This is a genomic window from Pseudomonas sp. G1002 (assembly GCF_013385455.1).
In the GTDB taxonomy this organism is placed as follows: Bacteria; Pseudomonadota; Gammaproteobacteria; order Pseudomonadales; family Pseudomonadaceae; genus Aquipseudomonas.
The window spans coordinates 24,856-44,664 of record NZ_JACAPY010000025.1 but is presented as its reverse complement, the minus strand read 5'-3'; the positions used below and the strand labels follow the sequence as shown (position 1 = coordinate 44,664).

Below are 19,809 nucleotides of genomic sequence, written 5' to 3'. Positions count from 1 at the left end.
AGGAGGTTTCCCATGAGCATTCAACCCAAACCCGCCGAATTTGAACTGTCCATCAGTCGCTTGATCGATGCCCCTCGCAGCCGCGTGTTCCGCGCCTGGACCGAGCCGGCCTTGTTGCAGCAGTGGTGGGGCCCACACGGCATGACCACTCCCGAGTGCGAAATGGACCTTTGGGTGGGTGGGCAATTTCGCACGCTGATGCGCGCGCCGGACGGCAGCGAATACCCGACCCAGGGCGTATTCCTGGAGATTACCGCCCCCAGTCGGCTGGTGTTTACCGACGCCTTCACCCCCGGCTGGATCCCTTCGGGCCAGCCATTCATGACCGCCGAAGTCACCTTTGAAGACGTCGACGGCAAAACCCTCTATACCGCCCGCGCCATGCACTGGAGCGCCGAAACCAAGCAGGCCCACGAAGCCATGGGCTTTCACGAGGGCTGGGGACAGAGCCTCGACCGGCTGGTGACGCTGGTGACCGAAGGCCTGCGCGATTGACGGTGCAGGCCCGGGTTGAAGCGGTTTATCGCAGCGAATCGCGGCGCATCCTGGCGACCCTGATTCGCTTGCTTGGCGATTTCGACCTGGCTGAAGAAGCCTTGCACGAGGCGTTCTTCGTCGCAGTCGAGCGCTGGGGGCAGGACGGTGTGCCGGATAACCCCCGGGCCTGGCTGGTCTCGACCGGGCGCTTCAAGGCCATCGACCGTTTACGTCGCCAGGCGCGTTTTACCCCGTTGTTGCAGGCGCAAGCCGATGCGCTGGAAGCGGCAGACTGGAGCGTTGAAGACGTGGAAGACGACCGCCTGCGCCTGATCTTCACCTGCTGCCACCCGGCGCTGGCGGCGGATGCCCAGGCGGCGCTGACCTTGCGTGAGATCTGCGACCTCACCACCGAGGAAATCGCCCGGGCGTTTCTCGCCACGCCCACTAGCATCGCCCAGCGCATCGTGCGGGCCAAGGGCAAGATCCGCGAAGCGAAGATCCCCTATCAGGTGCCATCCCTGGCGGAGTTGCCCGAGCGCCTGGACAGTGTGCTGCGGGTGATTTACCTGGTGTTCAACGAAGGCTATTCAGCGTCCATGGGCGCCGACCTGACCCGTGAAGACCTGACCCGCGAAGCGATTCGCCTGGGCCGTTTGCTGATGGAGTTGTTGCCGGAACCGGAAGTGATGGGCTTGCTGGCGCTGATGTTGCTCCACGAGTCCCGGCGCCCGGCACGCACCTCGGCGGGCGGCGAATTGGTGCTGCTGGATGAGCAGGACCGTTCGCTGTGGGATGCGTCGTTGATTGCTGAAGGATGCGCCCTGGTGGAGAAATCCCTGACCACACGCCGCTTCGGGCCCTACAGCCTGCAGGCAGCGATTGCGGCGGTACACGCTGAAGCCGTGAGCGCCGATGAGACTGATTGGCCGCAGATCGTCGGGCTGTATGACGTGTTGCTTGGAGCGATGCCATCGCCGGTGATCGAGCTGAATCGCGCGGTGGCCGTTGCGATGCGCGATGGAGCGCAGGCCGGTTTGCAATTGGTGGACGGCATTCTGGCGCGGGGGGAGTTGGTGGACTATCACCTGGCGTACTCGGCGCGGGGCGAGTTTTGTCGGCGATTGGGCCGAGTGGAGGACGCGCGGCGAGCGTTTGAACGGGCGCTGGCATTGACCCAGCAAGTGCCCGAAAAGCGCTTTATCGAGCGGCGTCTGGCCGAACTCAAATAGTGCAGGCGCCGGAGATCCAAATGTGGGAGCGGGCTTGCTCGCGAATGCGGTGTGTCAGTCAACATTTCAGTGACTGATCCACCGCATTCGCGAGCAAGCCCGCTCCCACATTTGTTCGATGTTGTCTTGATGAATGAGTTACGGCTGCTGACGCGTCGCCGCCAACACGATCTCGCGAATGCACACATGCTGCGGCTGCTGGTAGGCATAGGCAATCGCCGAAGCCACATCATCGGCGCTCAGCACGGTGCCGCCCATGTCCTGTTTCCACGCCTGGTAGCCGGTCTTGATGGCTTCGTCGGTGGTGTGGCTCAGCAATTCGGTTTCCACCGCGCCCGGCGCAATGGTGATCACGCGCACGTTGTGTGGCGACATTTCTTCCCGCAGGTTTTCCGAAATTCCATGCACGGCGAACTTGGTGCCTACATAGGCGACGTGGTTGGGGAAGGTCTTGCGCCCGGCCACCGAGCTGACGTTGATGATGGTGCCACCCTTGCGCTCGACCATGCTGCCGGCCACCGCATGGATGCCGTTCAGCAGGCCCTTTACGTTGACGTCGAGCATCTGCTCCCACTGTGCCGGGTCCTGTTCGCTGACCGCGCCCAGCAGCATCACGCCGGCATTGTTGATGAGTGCATCGGCCGGGCCGAATTGCGCTTCGGCTTCTTTCACCGCCGCCACCAGCGCAGCGCGGTCGGTGATGTCGACACCGCGGCTCAAGGTGTTCGGCAACTCCAGCGCATTCAGCCGGTCGACGCGGCGGGCCAGCAGCAACAGCGGGTGGCCGGCGGCCGACAGCAAGCGCGCGGTGGCTTCGCCAATGCCCGAACTGGCGCCGGTGATGATGATCAATGGCTTGCTCATGGTGGAACTCCTGAAATAAGAAAAACAAATAACTGAACGTGGCGCGCAGTATATTTAGCCCTCGGTTGGCTGAAAAATGCCTTATTCCTCTGTCTGTCATCGGTATTAACTATGGATGTGCGTCATCTCAAGGCGTTTCTCGCGGTATTCGAGGAACGCAATATCACCGCCGCCGCCCAGCGCCTGTTCATCAGCCAGCCGACGTTGTCGGTGACCATCAAGCAACTGGAAGAAGAGCTGGGCGTGGCGCTGTTTCTGCGCCAGCCTCGTGGGGTTGAGGTCAGTGACGAGGCGCGGGTGCTGTACCCGCAAGCCCGGCGCATGGTGGCCGAGGCCGACGCATTGAGCCGCTTGTTTCGCGGGCGCGAAAACCGCATCGCCCTGGAACTGGGTGTGGAAGGCGATATTGCCGACAGCCAGATCGAAACTTTCCTGCGCATGGCGCACCAGGGCCTGCCGGGTTTGCTGCTGACCTTGCAGGAAGGCTGCGAAGGAGAAGGGCGCCTGGCGGTAGAGGAAATGTGCTGCGAGGACGAATTGTTCCTGCCGCTTTGGGAAGAGTCCTACGTGATGGCACTGCCGATTGCGCACCCGATGGCGGCGGGCGGCAAGGAGCAGGCCTGGGCACCGATCGAAGACTGGATCACCTGCCCGCAGCATGATTCCCACCAACGGCTGATGGCCTTGTACGGCCGCTCGCCCCAGGCAGTAGCCGGGCATGCCGGTTCGTTGACCCAGGCATTGCACATGGTGGCGGCCGGTGTCGGCGTGGCGATGTTGCCGCAGTCGCTGGCGGCGGAGCGGGCCGGGGTGGTGATTCGCCCTTGGCACCTGCCGGCACCGACGCGCCGGGTGGGGTTGTGCTTTGCCGCCCAGGCCCTGGAGTTGCCGGCGTTGCGGGCCTTGCATGAGTATTTCCAGAACAACCGCCCGCCGCAGATTGAAGCCGCCTGACGGCGCCTTTGAATTCACCGCAAATTCAATGTAGGAGCTGGCTTGCCTGCGATAGCGGTGGTAACTGACACACCGCTATCGCAGGCAAGCCAGCTCCCACATTTGATCTTCATTGTTGCGAATAGTGTGTTCCGGCGTTATTCCAGCATCTTGCCCAGCAGCCAACTGCCGGCCGGGCCGGGCGGATGCTGGCGTGACCACAACGCGTCCACCGCCACCGAGCGCGGCCAGCCCCGGGCCTTGATTTCACACAGATGGCCGCCGCCAAACCGCTCCACCAGCCAGCGCGGCAGCGGTGCCCAGCCAAAACCCAGCTGCGCCATTTCCATCAGCATCAGGTAACTGGGCGCTGACCACACTCGGCCCAGGCCGCGGGTTTCATTCGGGTTGATGATGCTCGCCAGGCGCAGTTCGCGGTGTTGTTCCAGGGTGTGCTGGTCGATGTCCGCAAGGTTCGCCAGCGGATGTCTGGGTGAGACAAACAGCGCGATTTCCGTGCGCTCTTCCACGGTGGTGCTGGTGAGGTCCGGCGGGTAAACCTCCTGCATCTCGATAAACGCAATCTGCGCCCGGCCACTTTGCACCAGGGCGATCAAGTCCTCGCATTCGGCGATCAGGCATTCCAGCTCCAGGTCCGGGTAGCGCTGTTCGAAGGCGCTGAGGGCGGTTTCGAAACGGTCCGACTGGTACGTATCGGACATCGCGATACTCAGCTTCGGCTCCAACCCCTGGGATAACTGACTGGCCGCCAACTCCAGGCGGCTGCTGGCTTCCAACACCTGCTCGGCGCGTTGCAGCAGCACATGCCCGGCCGGGGTCAGCGTCGGCTTGCGGCTGCTGCGATCAAACAGCACCACATCCAGGTCAATCTCCAGGCTGGCCACCGCCGCGCTGACGGTGGACTGGCTCTTGCCCAACTTGCGCGCCGCCGCTGAAAACGAACCGTGGGTCGCCGCCTGCACAAACGCCTGAAGCACTTCGTGGGATGCCATGACTATCGCCTTGATCGATGGTTACTGGTTATGAAGTATCGAGTCAAAGGGTAATGATGGCAACCATCGTCACTCACGGAGAACGGGTCATGACACCCACCAAGTCGATTACTGAACGCGTTTGGCAGGCCATTGGTTTTGAAGGATTGGCCTTGTTGATCTGTACACCGCTGCTGGCGTGGATCATGGATAAACCGGCCCTGGAGATGGGCGTCGTGACCTTGGCCATCAGCCTTATGGCACTGGCCTGGAACGTGATTTTCAACGGCCTGTTCGACCGTCTCAAGGCGCGCCTGCAACTGTCCGGCGGGGTGTGGACCCGCGTGGTGCATGCGTTGATGTTTGAAGGCGGGCTGGTGGCGATCTGTGTGCCGTTGATTGCCTGGTGGCTGAACATCAGCCTGATGCAGGCGTTTATCCTCGACATCGGCGTGTTGTTGTTTTTCCTGCCGTACACCTATGTGTATCACTGGGCGTATGACGCTGTGCGGGAGCGGATCATGCAGAAACGGATGCGCACCGCGTAGGAGTCCGGCTTGCCGGCGATGGCGATTTTGGATACGTCATCGCCGGCAAGCCAGCCCCTACAGGGGTTGTAGGGCGGCCACAAAATCGAGGAATGCCCGCACCTTGGCCGCCGGCAAATGCCGCGACGGGTAGAAGGCATACAACGGGAAACGCTCGTCGGGCCAGTCGGGAAACAACTCGATCAACGCGCCGGATTCCAGCGCCGGTGCCAGCCCAAGGTCGAGCATTTGCGCCACGGCATGGCCGTGTTCGCACACGCTGTACAAGGTCCCTGCATCGTTGACCACCAGCCGCCCGCTGGTGGCGATGTTGACCTGCTCGCCCGGCCGGTGGAATTCCCAGCCAAACGGCCGGCCGGTCTGGGAGTCGCGAAAGTCGATGCACACGTGCTGGCCGTCTTCCAGGTCCTTGGGGTGTGAAGGGCGACCATGCTGCTCGAGATAAGCTGGCGAGGCCAACGTCAGCACCCGCACTTCCATCAGCTTGCGGGCGATCAGCGAGGACGATTGCGGAATGCCAAAACGGATGGCCAGGTCAAAGCCATCCGCCACCAGGTCCCCGAGTTGATCCCGCGTGTGCAGGTCCAACTGCAGCTGCGGGTATTGGCTCATGAATTCACCCAGCACCGGCCCCAGCACCAGCCGCGAAAAGTACGGGTCGATGTTCACCCGCAACCGCCCGCGCACCGTCAGGGCGCTGTCGGCCGCCGAGCTGGCGGCATCTTCCAGGCCGGCCAGCAGCGGGGCGATTTCCTGGTAGAAACGCCGGCCCTCGTCGGTCAATTGCACCGAGCGGGTGGTGCGGTCGAACAGGCGGATGCCCAAGCGTTTTTCCAGCCGCGAAATAGCCCGGCTGACCCCCGAAGGCGTCATCTCCAGGCTGTCGGCGGCGCGGGCGAAACTGCCGCTGTCGACCACGGCGGCCAGTACGCCCATGCCACCGGCCAGTCCTGGATCAAAACTCATGGGTGATTGCCTGTCAGGTATCCGAAAGCATTGATGCTAGCGGAGAATCCGAGCGCGTTACAGAAACATCCCGCCCGAGGCCTCGACCCGTTGCCCGGTGATCCAGTTGCTGCCGTCGGCCAGCAGGGTGGAAATCGCCCCGCCGATATCATCCGGCAAGCCTGCGCGACCGAGGGCGGTGTTGTTGGCGACCATCGCGTTCACGTCCGGATTGTCGCGCACCACGCCGCCGCTGAAGTCGGTGGCAATCGCGCCGGGGGCCAGGGTGTTGACGGTGATGCCACGGGCACCCAGTTCCTTGGCCTGGTAGCGGGTCAGCACTTCCACCGCGCCTTTCATCGAGGCGTAGGCCGAATAACCCGGCAGGCTGAAGCGCGCGAGGCCGCTGGAGATATTGATGATGCGGCCACCGTCACTGATCAGCGGCAGCAGTTTCTGGGTCAGGAAAAACGGGCCCTTGAAGTGGATCGCCACCAGTTGGTCGAACTGCGCTTCGGTGGTGTCGGCGAAGCTGGCGTGGGCGCCGATCCCGGCGTTGTTGATCAGGAAGTTGAAGTGCGCCTGGCCGAACACGTCCTTCAATACCGAGCCGACCTGGGCGGTGAACGCCTCGAAGGTGGAACTCTGGCTGACGTCCAGTTGCAGCATGGCCGCCTTGCCGCCCAGCGCTTCGACTTGGGCGACCACGGCCTGGGCTTCGTCCGCCGCGCTGTTGTAGGTACCGATAATGTCGACGCCTTGTGCCGCCAGGTGCAGCGCAGCGCTTTTGCCCAGGCCGCGGCTGGCGCCGGTGATGAGTGCGATTTTACGGGTCATGGTGAAGTCCTCGGGGCGTGTGATGGTTCGTGGGACTGAGTGTATTTGTCCGGCCATAACGTGATAAACAGAGCTATGCCGGAATCACTGGCCGGATAAGGCGAACAATCCCATGAACAAACTAGAGTTGCTGCGTACCTTCGTGCGCGTTGCCGAACTGTCGAGTTTCACCCAGGCGGGCGAGAGCCTGGGCTTGCCGCGCTCCACGGTTTCCGAGCATGTGCAGGCGCTGGAAGAGTTGCTGGGCGCGCGCCTGTTGCAGCGCACCACGCGCAAGGTTCAGGCGACCCAGGACGGGCGCGTGCTGTATGAGCGCAGCAAGGATTTGCTGTCGCACATGGAAGAGCTGGAAGGCTTGTTTCGCCAGGATGAAGCGCAGCTGGCGGGGCGCATTCGGGTGGACATGCCCAATGTCATGGCCCGGGAATTGATCCTGCCGCGCCTGCCCGAGTTCATGGACCTGCACCCGCTGATCGAGCTGGAAATCAGCAGCACCGACCGCCAGGTTGATTTGCTGGCGGAAGGTTTCGACTGCGTCTTGCGCGTCGGTGCGCAGCCGGACCAGTCGGTGGTAGCCCGCTTGTTGTGCAGCATGCCGATGATCAACTGCGCCAGTGCTGCGTACCTGAAGCGTTACGGCGTACCCAGGACGCTCGCTGATTTGGCTCACCATCAGTTGGTGCATTACGTACGCCCGCTGGGCTCACGTTCCCCAGGGTTTGAATACGTACAAGGCAACAAGGTGCAGCGGATTTCCATGGCCGGGCGCGTCACGGTCAACAGCACCGACGCTTACCGGGCGGCGTGCATCGGTGGCTTTGGCCTGACCCAGGTGCCCGCCCTGGGCATTCACGATCAACTGGCCAGCGGCGAGTTGGTGGCGGTGCTGGCGGACTATCCGGCGCCGGCACTGGACGTGTCCCTGCTGTACGCAGGCCAACGGCATTTGCCGCTGCGGGTGCGGGTGTTCATGGATTGGCTGGCCGCCACCTTGCAGGCTGCTTTCAACGCCGGGCAGACAACTGCTGCGGCGCCAGGAATGCATCATGGAAGTAATCCCGAAACGCCTGCATCGCCGGCGTGAAATCGCGCTCGCGGTGCCAGGCCAGGCCGACGCTCATGGGCGTGACCTTGTCGGTGACGCTCACGGTTTCGATGCGTTTGCCTTCCAGTGACCACGGGCGATGCACCAGGTCTGACAAGATCGCCACGCCGCTGCCGTTGGCGACCATGCTGCGCACTGCCTCTACCGAACTGGTGCGCAGCCGCACCGTGGGGGTTTGCCCGGCCTGTTCCCAGTAGCGCATGGCGCTTTGTTCGGCTTCGTCGACGGTGAGGAAAATGTACGGCTCCCTGGCCACATCGGCGAGGCTCACGGCGGGGCGTTCGCACAACGGGTGATGGCTGGGCAGCCACAGGCGGCGTTCGGAGTTGAAGAGGATTTCCGAGACGATATCGGCGTGGGTGAGGTTGGCGGTGAGCACCACGGCCATGTCGAACTGGCCGTTGAGCAGGCCGTGTTCGATGGCCTGGCGTTCCTGTTCGAACACCTCGATGGTCACGTCCGGGTGCCAGTGTTCCATGCGCTGCAAGTGGTGCGGCAGGAAGTAACCGAGCACGGTGTAGCTGGCGGCCACCCGCAATACGCCGCTGGCGCGGTAGTCCGGCAGCGGGCTGTTCAGGGCATCGTCGACGCTGCGCACAATCACATACGCCCGGTTGAGGAAATGCCGCCCGGCGTCGGTCAGGCTCATGCCCTGGGCCGAGCGCACGAATAGCTGCGCACCGAGCATCGCTTCCAGCTCCTTGATCGCGGTGGTCACTGCGGATTGGGAGATGTTCAGGTGAATCGCCGCCTGGGAGATCTGGCCGATTTCGGCGGTGGCGACGAAGTAGCGGATTTGACGCAGGGTCAGGGACATTGGTTTCTCCGCTCGTTCCCACGCTCTGCGTGGGAATGCATCCTGTGACGCTCCGCGTCACGATTTCAAGGGCGGACGCAGAGCGTCCAGGGCGGCATTCCCACGCGGAGCGTGGGAACGATCAGTATCGGGTATCTGATTTTCAGAAGATGGGCCATCTGATAATAGATCTTCCCAAGGGGTCAAGGGGCAGCCTAATTTCCATCGCAAGAACTTCAACGGAGCGACCCCGATGCAGGCAGTGGATTTCAATTCGGACATGGGCGAAGGCTTCGGCCCCTGGACCATCGGCGATGGCGTCGACAGTGAACTGATGGCCTACATCAGCTCGGCCAACATCGCCACCGGCTTTCATGCCGGCGACCCGGGCACCATGCGCCGCACCGTCGAGCGCGCCAAGCAACTGGGTGTGGCGATTGGCGCGCACCCGGGCTTTCGTGACCTCGTCGGTTTCGGCCGACGCCATATCAACGCCCCGGCCCAGGAGCTGGTGGACGACATGCTCTATCAACTCGGCGCCCTGCGGGAAATCGCCCGGGTGCAGGGCCTCACGCTGCAACACATCAAGCCCCACGGCGCGCTGTATATGCACCTGGCGCGGGATGAAGAAGCGGCGCGGTTGCTCGTGGAAAACCTGCAACGGCTGGAGCCCACGCTGCTGCTGTATTGCATGCCGAATTCGGTGATCTGGCGTATCGCCAAGGAACTCGGCCAGCCGGTGGTGCGGGAGTTTTATGCCGACCGTGAGTACGATCTCACCGGCTCCATCGTGTTTACCCGCAATGTGCGGGCGCTGGATCCGGCAACGGTTGCGGCGCGTGTCCTGCGTGCCTGCCAGACCGGCCTGGTGCGCACGGTTGAAGGCGAAGACCTGTTTATCGAATTCGATTCCATTTGCCTGCACAGCGACACCCCCGGCGCCCTTGAACTGGTGGAAGCCACCCGTGAAGCGCTGGATCAGGCGGGCATCGAAGTACGCACACCCCGCTGACCGACACCGGTGCCCAGACACCGGGTCTGACTGATTTTTTGCCTGCCTTTCTACAATGATTCCAAGAGGAACAGACATGGCTGAATCTTCCCCGATCCGCTACAGCTTTGGCGGTGATGAACACCTGTTTGCCGAGGTCAGCGAGAGCATGTCCCTGGAGGCTTTCTTCAAGGGCATGGCCGTCACCCGCGCGGTGGAACGCTTGGCCCTGGACGGTGTGCTGGACGTCTGCCTGGCAAACGCCTCGTTCCAGATTCGCTTCGACCCGGACCGCATCGCGCCCCACGTGTTGCTCGACGCGGTACAAAGCGCCGAAGCCCAGGCCGTGGCCGAACGTACCTTGCACACCCGCATCATCGAAATCCCGGTGCTGTACAACGACCCCTGGACCCATGACACCCTGATGCGCTTTCGCGACCGTCATCAGGACCCGACCGGTACCGACCTGGAATACGCAGCGCGGATCAACGGCCTGGCGGATGTGGACGCGTTTATCGCGGCCCACAGTGGCGCGCCGTGGTTTGTCTCGATGGTGGGGTTTGTGGCGGGCTTGCCGTTCATGTTCCAGATGGTGGAACGCGAGCGGCAGTTGCAGGTGCCCAAGTACCTGCGCCCACGCACCGACACGCCGAAATTGACCCTCGGCCACGGCGGCTGCTTTGGCTGTATCTATTCGGTACGCGGCGCCGGCGGTTACCAGATGTTCGGCGTCACCCCGGCGCCGATCTACGACCCGCAACAGCAACTGGCTTACCTGAAAGAGCACATGGTGTTCTTCCGCCCCGGCGACATCGTGCAGTTCAAACCCATGGACCGCGACGCCTATGACCTGGCCGTGGCAGAAGTGGACGCAGGGCGCTTCGACCTGCGCATCCGCCCGGTGGAGTTTTCCCTCGACGCCTTTCTCGCCGACCCCATCGGCTACCCGAAAACCTTGCAGGAGGCGCTGGCATGATCAAGGTACTCAAACCCGGCCTCGCCACCTCCGTGCAGGATCTTGGCCGCGAAGGTTATTACCACCTCGGCATCCCGCCATCCGGCGCCCTGGACCAATACGCGTTGAGCGCGGCCAACCACCTGGTGGGCAACCCCATCGGCGCTGCCGGGCTGGAATGCACGTTGATCGGGCCGGAGCTGGAGTTTCAGCAGGATGCCCTGGTGGCGTTGTGCGGGGCGCTGATGTCGCCGCGCCTGGACGGCGTAGTGGTGCATCAGGACACCGCGTTTGAAGTGCGGGCCGGGCAAGTGCTGCGCTTTGAATTTCCCAGGGCCGGCGCGCGGACTTACCTGGCGGTGGCCGGTGGCATCGATGTGCCGCTGGTGTTGGGCAGTCGCTCGACTTACACCCTCGGCGCATTGGGCGGGTTTCAGGGGCGGCGGCTGGTGGAGGGTGATGAACTGCCCGTGGGCGAAGCCAGCGGCAAAGGCCGGGCGGGGAACAGTTTGCCCATGGCGTTGCGCCAATCGGTGGGTGGGGACGTGACCCTGCGGGTGGTGCCGGGGCTGTATTACGAGCGACTGACGCCCGCCGCCAAAAGCAGCTTTTTTGCCGAGCCCTGGACGGTGGGGTCGGAGGCCGACCGCATCGGCTATCGCTTCAAGGGCGGCAATGCCTTGAGCTTTCAGCCACGGGAACAACCGTTTGGCGCCGGGTCCGATCCGTCGAACATCGTCGACAGTTGCTACCCCATCGGCTCGATCCAGGTGCCGGCGGGCCTGGAGCCTATTGTGCTGCACCGGGACGCGGTGTCGGGCGGGGGCTACGCGATGATTGGCACGGTGATCAGTGCCGACCTGGATCTGATCGGGCAGATGCAACCGAACCAGCGGGCGGGGTTTGTGGCGGTGACGCTGGAGGAAGCGTTGGAGGCGCGGCGGGTGTACAAGAAGCGGTTGAAGCTGATGGGTGGGTTGTTTAGCACCTGAACTCACCACTGAACCCAATGTGGGAGCGGGCTTGCTCGCGAAAGCGGAGTGTCAGTCAATAAGTCTGTGACTGAGCCACCGCATTCGCGAGCAAGCCCGCTCCCACATTTTTATCGGGTTGTGTCAGAACAATTGGGTGAATAGCCAGTACAGGCTACCCGATAACAGAATCGCCGCCGGCAAGGTCAGCACCCAGGCCATCAGCAAGTTGCGGATGGTCTTCATCTGCAAGCCACCGCCGTTCGCCACCATGGTCCCGGCCACACCCGACGACAACACATGGGTGGTGGACACCGGCAAGCCATACATGTCTGCCGCGCCGATGGTCAGCATCGCCACCATCTCGGCGGATGCGCCCTGGGCGTAGGTCAGGTGAGTCTTGCCGATCTTCTCGCCCACGGTCACCACGATACGTTTCCAGCCGACCATGGTGCCGAGCCCGAGGGCGATGGCCACGGCGATCTTGACCCACAGCGGGATAAATCGTGTGGCGTTGTCGATCTGTTGCTTGAACAGTTGCAGCTTGTTCTGGGTGTCGGCATCGAAGTTACCGACCTTGCCCTTGTCCATCAGGCGGATGGTTTCGCTGGTCAGGTACATGTCGTTACGCACGTTGCCCACGGCCTCGGCCGGTACGGCGGCCAGGGAGCCGTAGCTCTTCACTTCCTCACCGATATGCCCGGTGATGGCCGCCAGGGCGGGCACCAGTTCCGGGGTGGCTTCCTTGGTGCGTACGTAGGTCGACAAGGTGCCGCGAGAGTCGGCGGGGGCCAGTTGCGGCGCCGCTTTTACCAGGGCGGCCTGGGTGACTTCGGCCACCGCGGCAAACTGCAACGACTCACCGGCCGGCATGGTGCGGTTCAACGCGTAGGCCATCGGCAGGGTGCCCACCAGGATCAACATGATCAGGCCCATGCCCTTCTGGCCATCGTTGGAACCATGGGCAAACGACACGCCGGTGCAGGTGGCGATCAGCATGCCGCGAATCCACCACGGCGGCGGGGTGTCGCCTTTCGGCGCTTTGTACAGCGAGCGATTTTTCACGAAGGCCCGCAGCGCCAGCAACAGCAGGGCGGCGAAGGCGAAGCCGATCAGCGGCGACAGCAGCAACGCATAACCGATCTTGATCGCCTGGCCCCAGTCCACACCGCTGGTGCCGTCGCGGCCATGCATCAGTGCGTTGGCCACGCCCACGCCGATGATCGAGCCGATCAAGGTGTGGGACGACGACGCCGGCAACCCCAGCCACCAGGTGCCGAGGTTCCACAGGATCGCGGCGATCAACAGCGCGAAGATCATCGCAAAGCCGGCGGAGGAGCCGACCTGCAAAATCAGCTCTACCGGCAGCAGGGCGATGATGCCGAACGCCACCGCGCCGCTGGATAGCAGCACGCCGAGGAAGTTGAAAAAGCCCGACCACACCACCGCGAAATGCGGTGGCAATGAGTTGGTGTAAATCACCGTGGCCACCGCGTTGGCGGTGTCGTGAAAGCCGTTGACGAACTCGAAGCCCAGGGCGATCAACAGCGCCACGCCCAGCAGCAGGAACGGCGTCCAAGTGGTGACCACCGTGCCCAGCTCGTGCATGTCGTGCATCAGGCTGTAGGCGGTGAACAACAGGCCCATGGCGAGTACGGCGAAGAAAATGATCACCGTCACCAGGCCCGGTTTTTTGTCCAGGCGCGGTTTGGGATCGTTGGTGACGGAGGCGGTGGAGGCGGTCAGCGAAGGGGTTGCCATGCCGGAACATCCAGTGTTGAGGGAGGATATCCGTCATGATCGTTGCAGAATGTTACAGAGATGCTGCGGTAAATCAGTGTTTAGGGAATTGAAGTTGCCGCCGGTCTATAAAACACCGCCGATAAAATGTGGGAGCTGGCTTGCCTGCGATAGCGGTGTATCAGTCACCACCGCTATCGCAGGCAAGCCAGCTCCCACACTTGATCGCATTTCAAATCAATAATCCTTGCGCTTGCGAAATGCCCAGCGTCCGGCAATCAGGGTGAATGTCGCCACCAGCGCCACCAGAATCCAGAAGCCTTCCGGGTCTGTGGAGAGCGGCACGCCACCAACGTTCATGCCAAAAAAACCGGCAATGATGTTGATCGGCAACGCCAGCACCGTGACCACGGTCAGGGTGAACAACGTGCGGTTGCTCTGTTCGTTGAGGTTGGCGGCGATCTCTTCCTGCAGCAGCTTGATGCGCTCACCCAACGCCATCAGGTCGTTGATGATCAGCGCAAACTCCTCGGTGGATTTGCGCAGCTCTTTCACGTCTTCCTTCTGCAACCACTGGGGCGGGCGATTGAGCAGCCGCAGCAACGAGCCCGGCTCCAGCGCCAGCAACCGTTGCAGGCGCACCAGCACCCGGCGCGCGGCACCCAGTTCGGCGCGGTTGGTGGACAGGCGTGACGACAGCAACTGGTCCTCGATCTGGTCGACGCTGAGGCTGGTCTTGCGCACGATCTGTGTCAGCACCTCGCCCTGGTCCCGCAGCAAATGCACCAGCAGTTCCAGCGGCGAGCGAAAGTGTTCACCGGCCTTAACCGACGAGCGCAGCTTGTCCACCGAATGCAGCGGTTGCAGGCGCGCGCTGATCAGCAGCCGACTGCGGGCGCACACCCACAAGGTGGAAATGTCTGAAGACACCATGCTGCTGAAGTTGAAGACCACGTCGTTGACCACCGCCAGCAAGGCCGAGTCCACGTGTTCGATGCGGGTGGAGCGTGAGCCTTCGTGCAAGGCTTCGAAGAATTCTTCCGGCAGGTTCAGGTGCGCCTGCATCCAGCGCTCACAGGCGGCGTGGGCCAGGTTCAAATGCAGCCACAGAAATTCGTCGGGGTCTCCGGGCTGCTGCAAGGCCGCAAGGGCAGTGGCTGAATCAATCTGTTCGCCCTTTTCACCGGGGCGGAAACGAAAACCGTAGAGCAAGCCAAACAGGTCGGAGTCCTGGTGGCTGTGGTCGATGCTGTGGTTCATGGAGGCTCGCAGGGAAAGTGCCTGTAGGAAATTTCACAGGTTCACTTGAGCGCATCATGGCAACAGGATTTGACGGTTTTGTGACGGTTTGAGGTGGCCGTCAATCGCCTGTGGGCAAGCTGAAGCTGAACACCGTGCCGTCCTGCTCGCTGGAAGACACTTCCAGCCGCCCGCCATGGGCGTCGGCAATCTGTTTGACGATGTACAACCCCAGGCCCAACCCGGCCTGGGGCAGGGCGCCCGTCGGTCGGGAGTAGGGCTGGAACAGCAGCGGCATGGCTTGCTCACTGATCAGCCCAAGGTTTTTCACCGTTAACTCAAACGTGCCGGCGTTGACCTGCGCACTGACTTCAACCGGCCCTTGCGGATTGCCGTGGCTGATGGCGTTGGCGACCAGGTTGGAGAGCAATTGCGCGAGCCGCTCGCGGTCGCCTTTCACACCCTTGAGATTGCCGATGCGGGCGTGAATCAGCCGCTTTGGATGGACGTGCTGCACCTCTTCCACCACATGCTGCAAAGTGTCTTCAAGCCCAGTGCATTCACTGATGTTGACCGGGATGCCGCTGCCCATTCGCCCGCGGGCAAAGTCCAGTACGTCCTCCACCAGTTGCGAGGCCCGGCGGCCGCTGGCCAGCATGTGCCGCACCAGGGTGTCGGTGGCCGGGTCCGGGTGTTTGCGCAGCAGGCGTTCGGCGCCGACGTTGATGGCGAACAGCGGGTTGCGCAGGTCGTGGCCGAGCACGGCGATGAATTGTTCGCGCAGTTCGGCGGTTTCCCGCTCCTGCTGCAGGTCGGCTTCGGTCTGCTGGAGGCTTTCTTCGGCTTCGATCTGCAGCGACAGCACCCGGGCAAACGACTCCATGGTCGACTGGATGGTGCTGCTGCGCAGTTGCGCCGGGTTCGGGTCCAGGGCACAGATGGTTCCGAAGAAACGCCCGTCGGTGCGGAACACCGGCACCGAGATGTAGCTTTCAAAGTGGTAGATGCGCGGCGTGTGGTGGTCGCGGTACAGCGGGTCTTCGCTGGCTTTGTCGATCACGATCGAGACGTGGGAGTCGCGTATTTCGTGGCACAGGGTGGTGGTCAGGTCCAGCTCGCCACCCACGGGCAGGCCAAAGTCCAGTTGGTCGCGCACAGCGCAGGCGGTCCATGAATCATCGGTGACCCGTGCCACGGCCGCAAAACGCAAGCCGGTCATCTCGCTGACTACCTGGAGAATCGCCGGGACGGCGCTGATTCTGCCAATGGTGGCAATGTCGACGGCTTTTTGCCCCATGGCGAACGGTTCCGGTCCTGATGCTGCTGGCGTTGTGCCTTGGCTGATGGTTGGGATTCTAGCGAGCTTGGCGGCGTAAGGTACAAATTCGTTCACGCTAATTAGACTAATTGCTCTTCTGGGCGACGAGCGCGCATAAAAAAGCCGCGCGGCCCGAAGGCGGCGCGGCGTTTTTGCGGTTCAACTCAAGTGTCTTGCTTGTTTTCCAGGACTTCGCCGGTCTTGGCATCCAGCTTCACGTCCCACTTCACGTTGCTGGTGTCACGCAGTTCGGTCTCGTAGACCAGGCGGCCGGCGTTGTCTTCCAGTTCGGTGTCAACGATGGTGGCGCCTTTGTGCTGGGCCACGGCCTTGGCGTTGAGCTTTTCAAAATCCATCACGGCACCGGACTTGAGCAGGCTCGGAATCTGGTCCGGGCGAACATCGGCCTGGACCAAACCGGCGGTAAGGGTCAAGGCGGCAGCGGCGAACAGAGCGGTCAGGTTTTTCATGGTGTGATCCTTTGGGGTGAGCTGTTTAAGTGGGATCAGGTTAACCAGCGCAACTTAACTCACCCTTAAGATTGCGCCGTTTGTTCAATCGGCGGCGAGTGCGGGGTTTCATGCTGGCGTCTCACTTACGGGAGGCACAGATGAAACAGTTAATGGCCTGGGTGTATGCGCCCTTGTTCTGGGCGGGGTTTATCGGGTGGGCGCTGTGGCTGGTGCAGAGGGATGCGCTGCAGTGGCTGGGGCTGGTATTTGTTCTGGCGGTGGCGGTGTCGTTTATCGCCGAGTGGTGGTTGCCCTATGAGCCGCAGTGGAATCGCAACCAGGGTGATCGTCGTCGCGACTTAATTCACGCGTTGGTCAATGAGGGCCTCAATGCGGCGGGCTTGTTGATCTTGCCGGTGCTGACCGCGCTGTTGGCCGTCGACGGTGTATGGCCGCGGGCGTGGCCGCTCTGGGCGCAATTGCTGCTGGCGATCTTCATTGCCGATGCGGGCATCACCCTGATGCATTACGCCAGCCACCGAGTCGCTGCCTTGTGGCGCCTGCACGCGGTGCACCACAGCGTGCAACGGCTGTATGGCTTCAATGGCTTGATGAAGCATCCGTTGCACCAGATGCTGGAAGCCACGGCCGGGTTGACGCCGTTGATCCTGCTGGGCATTCCCACGGAGGTGGCGCTGCTGCTGGCCCTGGCGATTGCCGTGCAGCTGCTGTTGCAGCATTCCAATGTCGACATGCGCCTGGGGCCGCTGCGCTGGGTGTTCGCCTGGGCGCCGGTGCATCGTTTTCATCACATGAAATATGGCCGGGCTGGGGATGTGAATTTCGGCTTGTTTTTCAATCTGTGGGATTGGCTCTTGGGCACGGCGTTTTACAGCCATGACTATCGAATGGGGCAGGGCGACTTGGGGATTGGCAGCCGGCCGGATTTTCCGCGGGAGTATGTGGCGCAGTTGCGCGACCCGTTCAGGACGGTGCAATTGAGCAAGGAGCCGCCGGTTCCCGCGGGTCTAGTCGAGGATTCGTACGTGCAGGTTGCGCAACGACGCCCCGGCCGTGACGCCAAATAGTTGTTTCATGGTCCGGGAAAAATGCGCCGAATCGGCGAACCCGGCGCCATGGGCTGCCTCGGTCAGGGTGCTACCGCCGAGCGCCAGTCCCAGCGCCACTCGCAAGCGCCGCCACAACACCAGGCGACGTACCGGCAAACCCAGTTGGTTGGCGAACAAACGTTCCAGCTGGCTTAACGAAACATGCGCCGCCTGTGCCAGGGCTTGGGCCGAGACCTTGCCACTCAGTTGCTGATCCAGCGCCGACAGCGCGCGCTCCACCCTGGCATCTTCCAGTGCGCGTCTCGGCAATTGGCGCAGCGTGCGCTCGAGTGCTTCCAGGGACCGTTCACTGTCGGCCAGGGCGGCCTGCAAGGGGGCGATATCAAATACGCCGGGTTCGGCATACACCATCAATACCTCACCGTGGGTTTGGAGGATGGCGTGGGGCATTCTGGATGGGATAAACAGGCGATGGGCCGTGATGGCACGGCCATCGAGGCTGGCCGTGACCGGCCCGCCCGCGGAGAACATCAGCTGATGGGCATAGTGTGCGTGGGGCGCGGTGCGCCCCGGTATGCCCTGGATCAGCCCGTAGTCAGGCCCCAGCCACAGGCGACCTGACCATTCGGGGCTCACTCAGTAACCGTTGTCCTGCAGCAGGTCGGCCACACTCGAGGACGGCCAGCGCTTGTAGTACTTCAGCAGTTCGGCAGCGCGGTTGGTGAAGATGCCATCGACGCCGGCTTTCATGACCTTGTCGAAGTCCACCGGCTCATCCACGGTGTACACGTGCACCAGCAAGCCCTTGTCGTGGGTCAACTGGTTCATCTCGGGTTTGACCAGGTCGGAATAGCTCTGGTCGCCCAGGTTGGTCAGCTGTGCCGAAGGGCCGGTACCGATGGCGCCCAGGCTCTTGGCCTCGTCGATCCATTTTTCGAACTCGGCGGCATCCTTCGGCTCCTGCTTGGCGTAGTAGGCGGCTTTGCTCGGCTCGCCGGACTCGGCGAAGGGCACCTTGGATTTCGGTTCGATGCTGCCTTCACCTACCCACAACAGCAGGATTTTCGGGGTGTTGGGCATCTCTTTTTGCAGTTCTTTCAGGCTGTCTTTCTCAAAGGTTTGCAGCACCACGCGGCCCTTGCCCTGGCCTACGCCGATGTTTTTCTGGGCCTGGTTGGAGCCGGTGGAGCTCAACCAGCCTTTATCCAGCAGCTTGTTCTTCAGGTCGGCCTCGATGCCCGGGAATTGCTTCGGCTCTTTGGTTTCGATGTACAGGCCGGGTTTGTGCTGCGGATTGCCTTCGGCGATCTTGATGATTTCGTCCAGGCTGAGGATTTTCAGGCCGACGAAGCCCGGGCGGGCACGGTCCGGGTAGGCGGCGTTGAACCAGCTGCCGGCGTCCAGGGTTTTAAGCTCGGCCCAGGTGAATTCGTTGGCCGGGCTGTCCTTGCGCTCCGGGAACTTGGTGGCGACGTCGGTGGTGCGTTGCAGGTTGTTGTCATGCAGGGCGAATAGCACGCCGTCCTTGCTGCGCTGCAGGTCCATTTCCAAGTAGTCGGCACCCAGGTCGCGCGCGACTTTGTAGGCGGCGGCGGTGGATTCCGGTGCATCGAAGGAGGCGCCACGGTGGGCAATCACGGCGGGGTGCGGGATGCCTTCGTTGGCCGCGAGTTCGGTAGGGCTGATCGGGCTTGCCGCCTGTGCGTGGCCAAGGCCCAGCATCAGGGCCAGCAGCAGGGCACTCTTGGTAAACGTGACAGGCATATGCGAAGTCCTTTCGTGGAGGTAACTTTGAGAAGGGCTCCTTTTTAACAATTGCTTGCGAATGGCGCTATCACCAAACCGACATTAACGTGTTCACCGGCCATTTTTCTGCACTTTTGTGCGGTGCGATGCAGTACTCTTGCCTTGAATTGCCCCATCAGAGGGCAGATTTTCCTGCCACGCGTGTAAACCATCTTTCCAGTCCAAGTAGGACTTTTCAGTGAGGTTTACCATGCGCATCACCTCCGAGCTTATCTGCCAGGCCGCCGACCAACTCCAGGGTTTTGTCGGCCTGAACCGCAAGACTGGCCAGTACATCGTCCGTTTCAGCGAAGACTCCTTCGGCATGGACGTGGCCGATGACGGCATTATCCCAACCGCCGAGTTTGTCTGGCTGCCGGTCGACGGGCAGGCCATGACCTTGTCCCGCGAGCGGATCCAGTTGTTGCTGGACCAGAACATCGACGATCGCATCAACATCACGGAACCGCTGCGGGTGTACATGCGTCGGGTGGAGATTCCACAGATCAGTGCGGTGCGCAGTCTGGTCAGTTGAGTGCCGCATAGCCCTGCGGCTGGA

General features: G+C 62.3%; 21 protein-coding genes. 10 read left to right on the top strand and 11 right to left on the bottom strand.

The window, feature by feature from the left end; all coding sequences use genetic code 11:
* Window positions 1-12 precede the first annotated feature (12 nt).
* Both HX801_RS13465 and HX801_RS13460 read left to right on the top strand, forming a co-directional pair.
* Window positions 13-495: an SRPBCC family protein gene (locus HX801_RS13465; protein WP_003213108.1), complete on the top strand. Its 483-nt coding sequence runs from the start codon at window positions 13-15 to the stop codon at window positions 493-495.
* Between the two features lie 2 nt (window positions 496-497).
* The gene (locus tag HX801_RS13460) at window positions 498-1,709 is read left to right on the top strand and encodes an RNA polymerase sigma factor (protein ID WP_043225961.1); all 1,212 of its coding nucleotides are present in this window, start codon (window positions 498-500) and stop codon (window positions 1,707-1,709) included.
* A 138-nt stretch (window positions 1,710-1,847) separates the two neighbouring features.
* On the opposite strand, the gene HX801_RS13455 is transcribed toward HX801_RS13460, so the two are convergent.
* Complete coding sequence (locus tag HX801_RS13455) at window positions 1,848-2,573, bottom strand: SDR family oxidoreductase (RefSeq protein WP_177022231.1); 726 nt, start codon at window positions 2,571-2,573, stop codon at window positions 1,848-1,850.
* Window positions 2,574-2,684: 111 nt separating this feature from the next.
* Between HX801_RS13455 and HX801_RS13450 the strand changes: the two genes are divergently transcribed.
* A complete protein-coding gene (locus HX801_RS13450) occupies window positions 2,685-3,527 on the top strand; it encodes a LysR family transcriptional regulator (protein WP_003211429.1) in 843 nt (280 codons plus the stop codon).
* Window positions 3,528-3,664: 137 nt separating this feature from the next.
* Here the strand turns inward: HX801_RS13450 and HX801_RS13445 are convergent, their stop codons facing one another.
* Window positions 3,665-4,519 (bottom strand): LysR family transcriptional regulator, encoded by an 855-nt coding sequence (locus HX801_RS13445; protein WP_177022230.1) that lies wholly within the window; start codon window positions 4,517-4,519, stop codon window positions 3,665-3,667.
* A gap of 89 nt (window positions 4,520-4,608) precedes the next feature.
* Between HX801_RS13445 and HX801_RS13440 the strand changes: the two genes are divergently transcribed.
* Window positions 4,609-5,046, top strand: a complete 438-nt coding sequence (locus tag HX801_RS13440; protein WP_177022229.1) for a multidrug/biocide efflux PACE transporter — start codon at window positions 4,609-4,611, stop codon at window positions 5,044-5,046.
* A 57-nt stretch (window positions 5,047-5,103) separates the two neighbouring features.
* On the opposite strand, the gene HX801_RS13435 is transcribed toward HX801_RS13440, so the two are convergent.
* Window positions 5,104-6,012 (bottom strand): LysR family transcriptional regulator, encoded by a 909-nt coding sequence (locus HX801_RS13435; protein ID WP_177022228.1) that lies wholly within the window; start codon window positions 6,010-6,012, stop codon window positions 5,104-5,106.
* Between the two features lie 57 nt (window positions 6,013-6,069).
* Window positions 6,070-6,828: an SDR family NAD(P)-dependent oxidoreductase gene (locus HX801_RS13430; protein WP_003211435.1), complete on the bottom strand. Its 759-nt coding sequence runs from the start codon at window positions 6,826-6,828 to the stop codon at window positions 6,070-6,072.
* Between the two features lie 112 nt (window positions 6,829-6,940).
* Between HX801_RS13430 and HX801_RS13425 the strand changes: the two genes are divergently transcribed.
* The gene (locus HX801_RS13425) at window positions 6,941-7,912 is read left to right on the top strand and encodes a LysR family transcriptional regulator (protein WP_177022227.1); all 972 of its coding nucleotides are present in this window, start codon (window positions 6,941-6,943) and stop codon (window positions 7,910-7,912) included.
* Here HX801_RS13425 and HX801_RS13420 read toward each other — a convergent pair.
* Entirely contained in the window at window positions 7,833-8,750 is a 918-nt protein-coding gene (locus tag HX801_RS13420) for a LysR family transcriptional regulator (RefSeq protein ID WP_177019369.1), read from the bottom strand. The genes HX801_RS13425 and HX801_RS13420 overlap by 80 nt on opposite strands.
* A gap of 232 nt (window positions 8,751-8,982) precedes the next feature.
* On the opposite strand from HX801_RS13420, the gene HX801_RS13415 reads away from it, so the two are divergent.
* The 3 genes from HX801_RS13415 (at window position 8,983) to HX801_RS13405 (ending at window position 11,667) form a co-directional block, all read left to right on the top strand.
* A complete protein-coding gene (locus tag HX801_RS13415) occupies window positions 8,983-9,741 on the top strand; it encodes a 5-oxoprolinase subunit PxpA (RefSeq protein ID WP_003211441.1) in 759 nt (252 codons plus the stop codon).
* Between the two features lie 76 nt (window positions 9,742-9,817).
* On the top strand, window positions 9,818-10,696 hold the full coding sequence (locus tag HX801_RS13410; protein WP_177022226.1) for an allophanate hydrolase subunit 1: 879 nt from the start codon (window positions 9,818-9,820) through the stop codon (window positions 10,694-10,696).
* On the top strand, window positions 10,693-11,667 hold the full coding sequence (locus HX801_RS13405; protein WP_177022225.1) for a biotin-dependent carboxyltransferase family protein: 975 nt from the start codon (window positions 10,693-10,695) through the stop codon (window positions 11,665-11,667). The genes HX801_RS13410 and HX801_RS13405 overlap by 4 nt, the downstream gene beginning before the upstream one ends.
* Window positions 11,668-11,790: 123 nt before the next feature.
* Here HX801_RS13405 and HX801_RS13400 read toward each other — a convergent pair whose 3' ends face one another.
* The 4 genes from HX801_RS13400 to HX801_RS13385 form a co-directional block, all read right to left on the bottom strand.
* Window positions 11,791-13,407: an inorganic phosphate transporter gene (locus HX801_RS13400; RefSeq protein WP_008432964.1), complete on the bottom strand. Its 1,617-nt coding sequence runs from the start codon at window positions 13,405-13,407 to the stop codon at window positions 11,791-11,793.
* A gap of 216 nt (window positions 13,408-13,623) precedes the next feature.
* Window positions 13,624-14,646: a transporter gene (locus tag HX801_RS13395; protein ID WP_003211449.1), complete on the bottom strand. Its 1,023-nt coding sequence runs from the start codon at window positions 14,644-14,646 to the stop codon at window positions 13,624-13,626.
* A gap of 100 nt (window positions 14,647-14,746) precedes the next feature.
* On the bottom strand, window positions 14,747-15,922 hold the full coding sequence (locus HX801_RS13390) for a GAF domain-containing sensor histidine kinase (RefSeq protein ID WP_177022224.1): 1,176 nt from the start codon (window positions 15,920-15,922) through the stop codon (window positions 14,747-14,749).
* Between the two features lie 185 nt (window positions 15,923-16,107).
* On the bottom strand, window positions 16,108-16,413 hold the full coding sequence (locus HX801_RS13385; protein ID WP_008432961.1) for a PepSY domain-containing protein: 306 nt from the start codon (window positions 16,411-16,413) through the stop codon (window positions 16,108-16,110).
* A 140-nt stretch (window positions 16,414-16,553) separates the two neighbouring features.
* Between HX801_RS13385 and HX801_RS13380 the strand changes: the two genes are divergently transcribed.
* Window positions 16,554-17,483, top strand: coding sequence for a sterol desaturase family protein (locus HX801_RS13380; protein WP_102369739.1), 930 nt, complete (start codon window positions 16,554-16,556; stop codon window positions 17,481-17,483).
* Here the strand turns inward: HX801_RS13380 and HX801_RS13375 are convergent.
* Window positions 17,424-18,101 carry a helix-turn-helix domain-containing protein gene (locus HX801_RS13375; protein ID WP_177022223.1) on the bottom strand — a complete coding sequence of 226 codons (678 nt, stop codon included), beginning with the start codon at window positions 18,099-18,101 and terminating at the stop codon, window positions 17,424-17,426. The two genes, HX801_RS13380 and HX801_RS13375, sit on opposite strands and share 60 nt — an antisense overlap.
* Window positions 18,102-19,229, bottom strand: coding sequence for a glycerophosphodiester phosphodiesterase (locus tag HX801_RS13370; RefSeq protein WP_177022222.1), 1,128 nt, complete (start codon window positions 19,227-19,229; stop codon window positions 18,102-18,104).
* A 232-nt stretch (window positions 19,230-19,461) separates the two neighbouring features.
* Here HX801_RS13370 and HX801_RS13365 point away from each other — a divergent pair, with 232 nt between their 5' ends.
* The gene (locus HX801_RS13365) at window positions 19,462-19,785 is read left to right on the top strand and encodes a DUF2025 family protein (RefSeq protein WP_008432956.1); all 324 of its coding nucleotides are present in this window, start codon (window positions 19,462-19,464) and stop codon (window positions 19,783-19,785) included.
* Window positions 19,786-19,809: the final 24 nt, after the last annotated feature.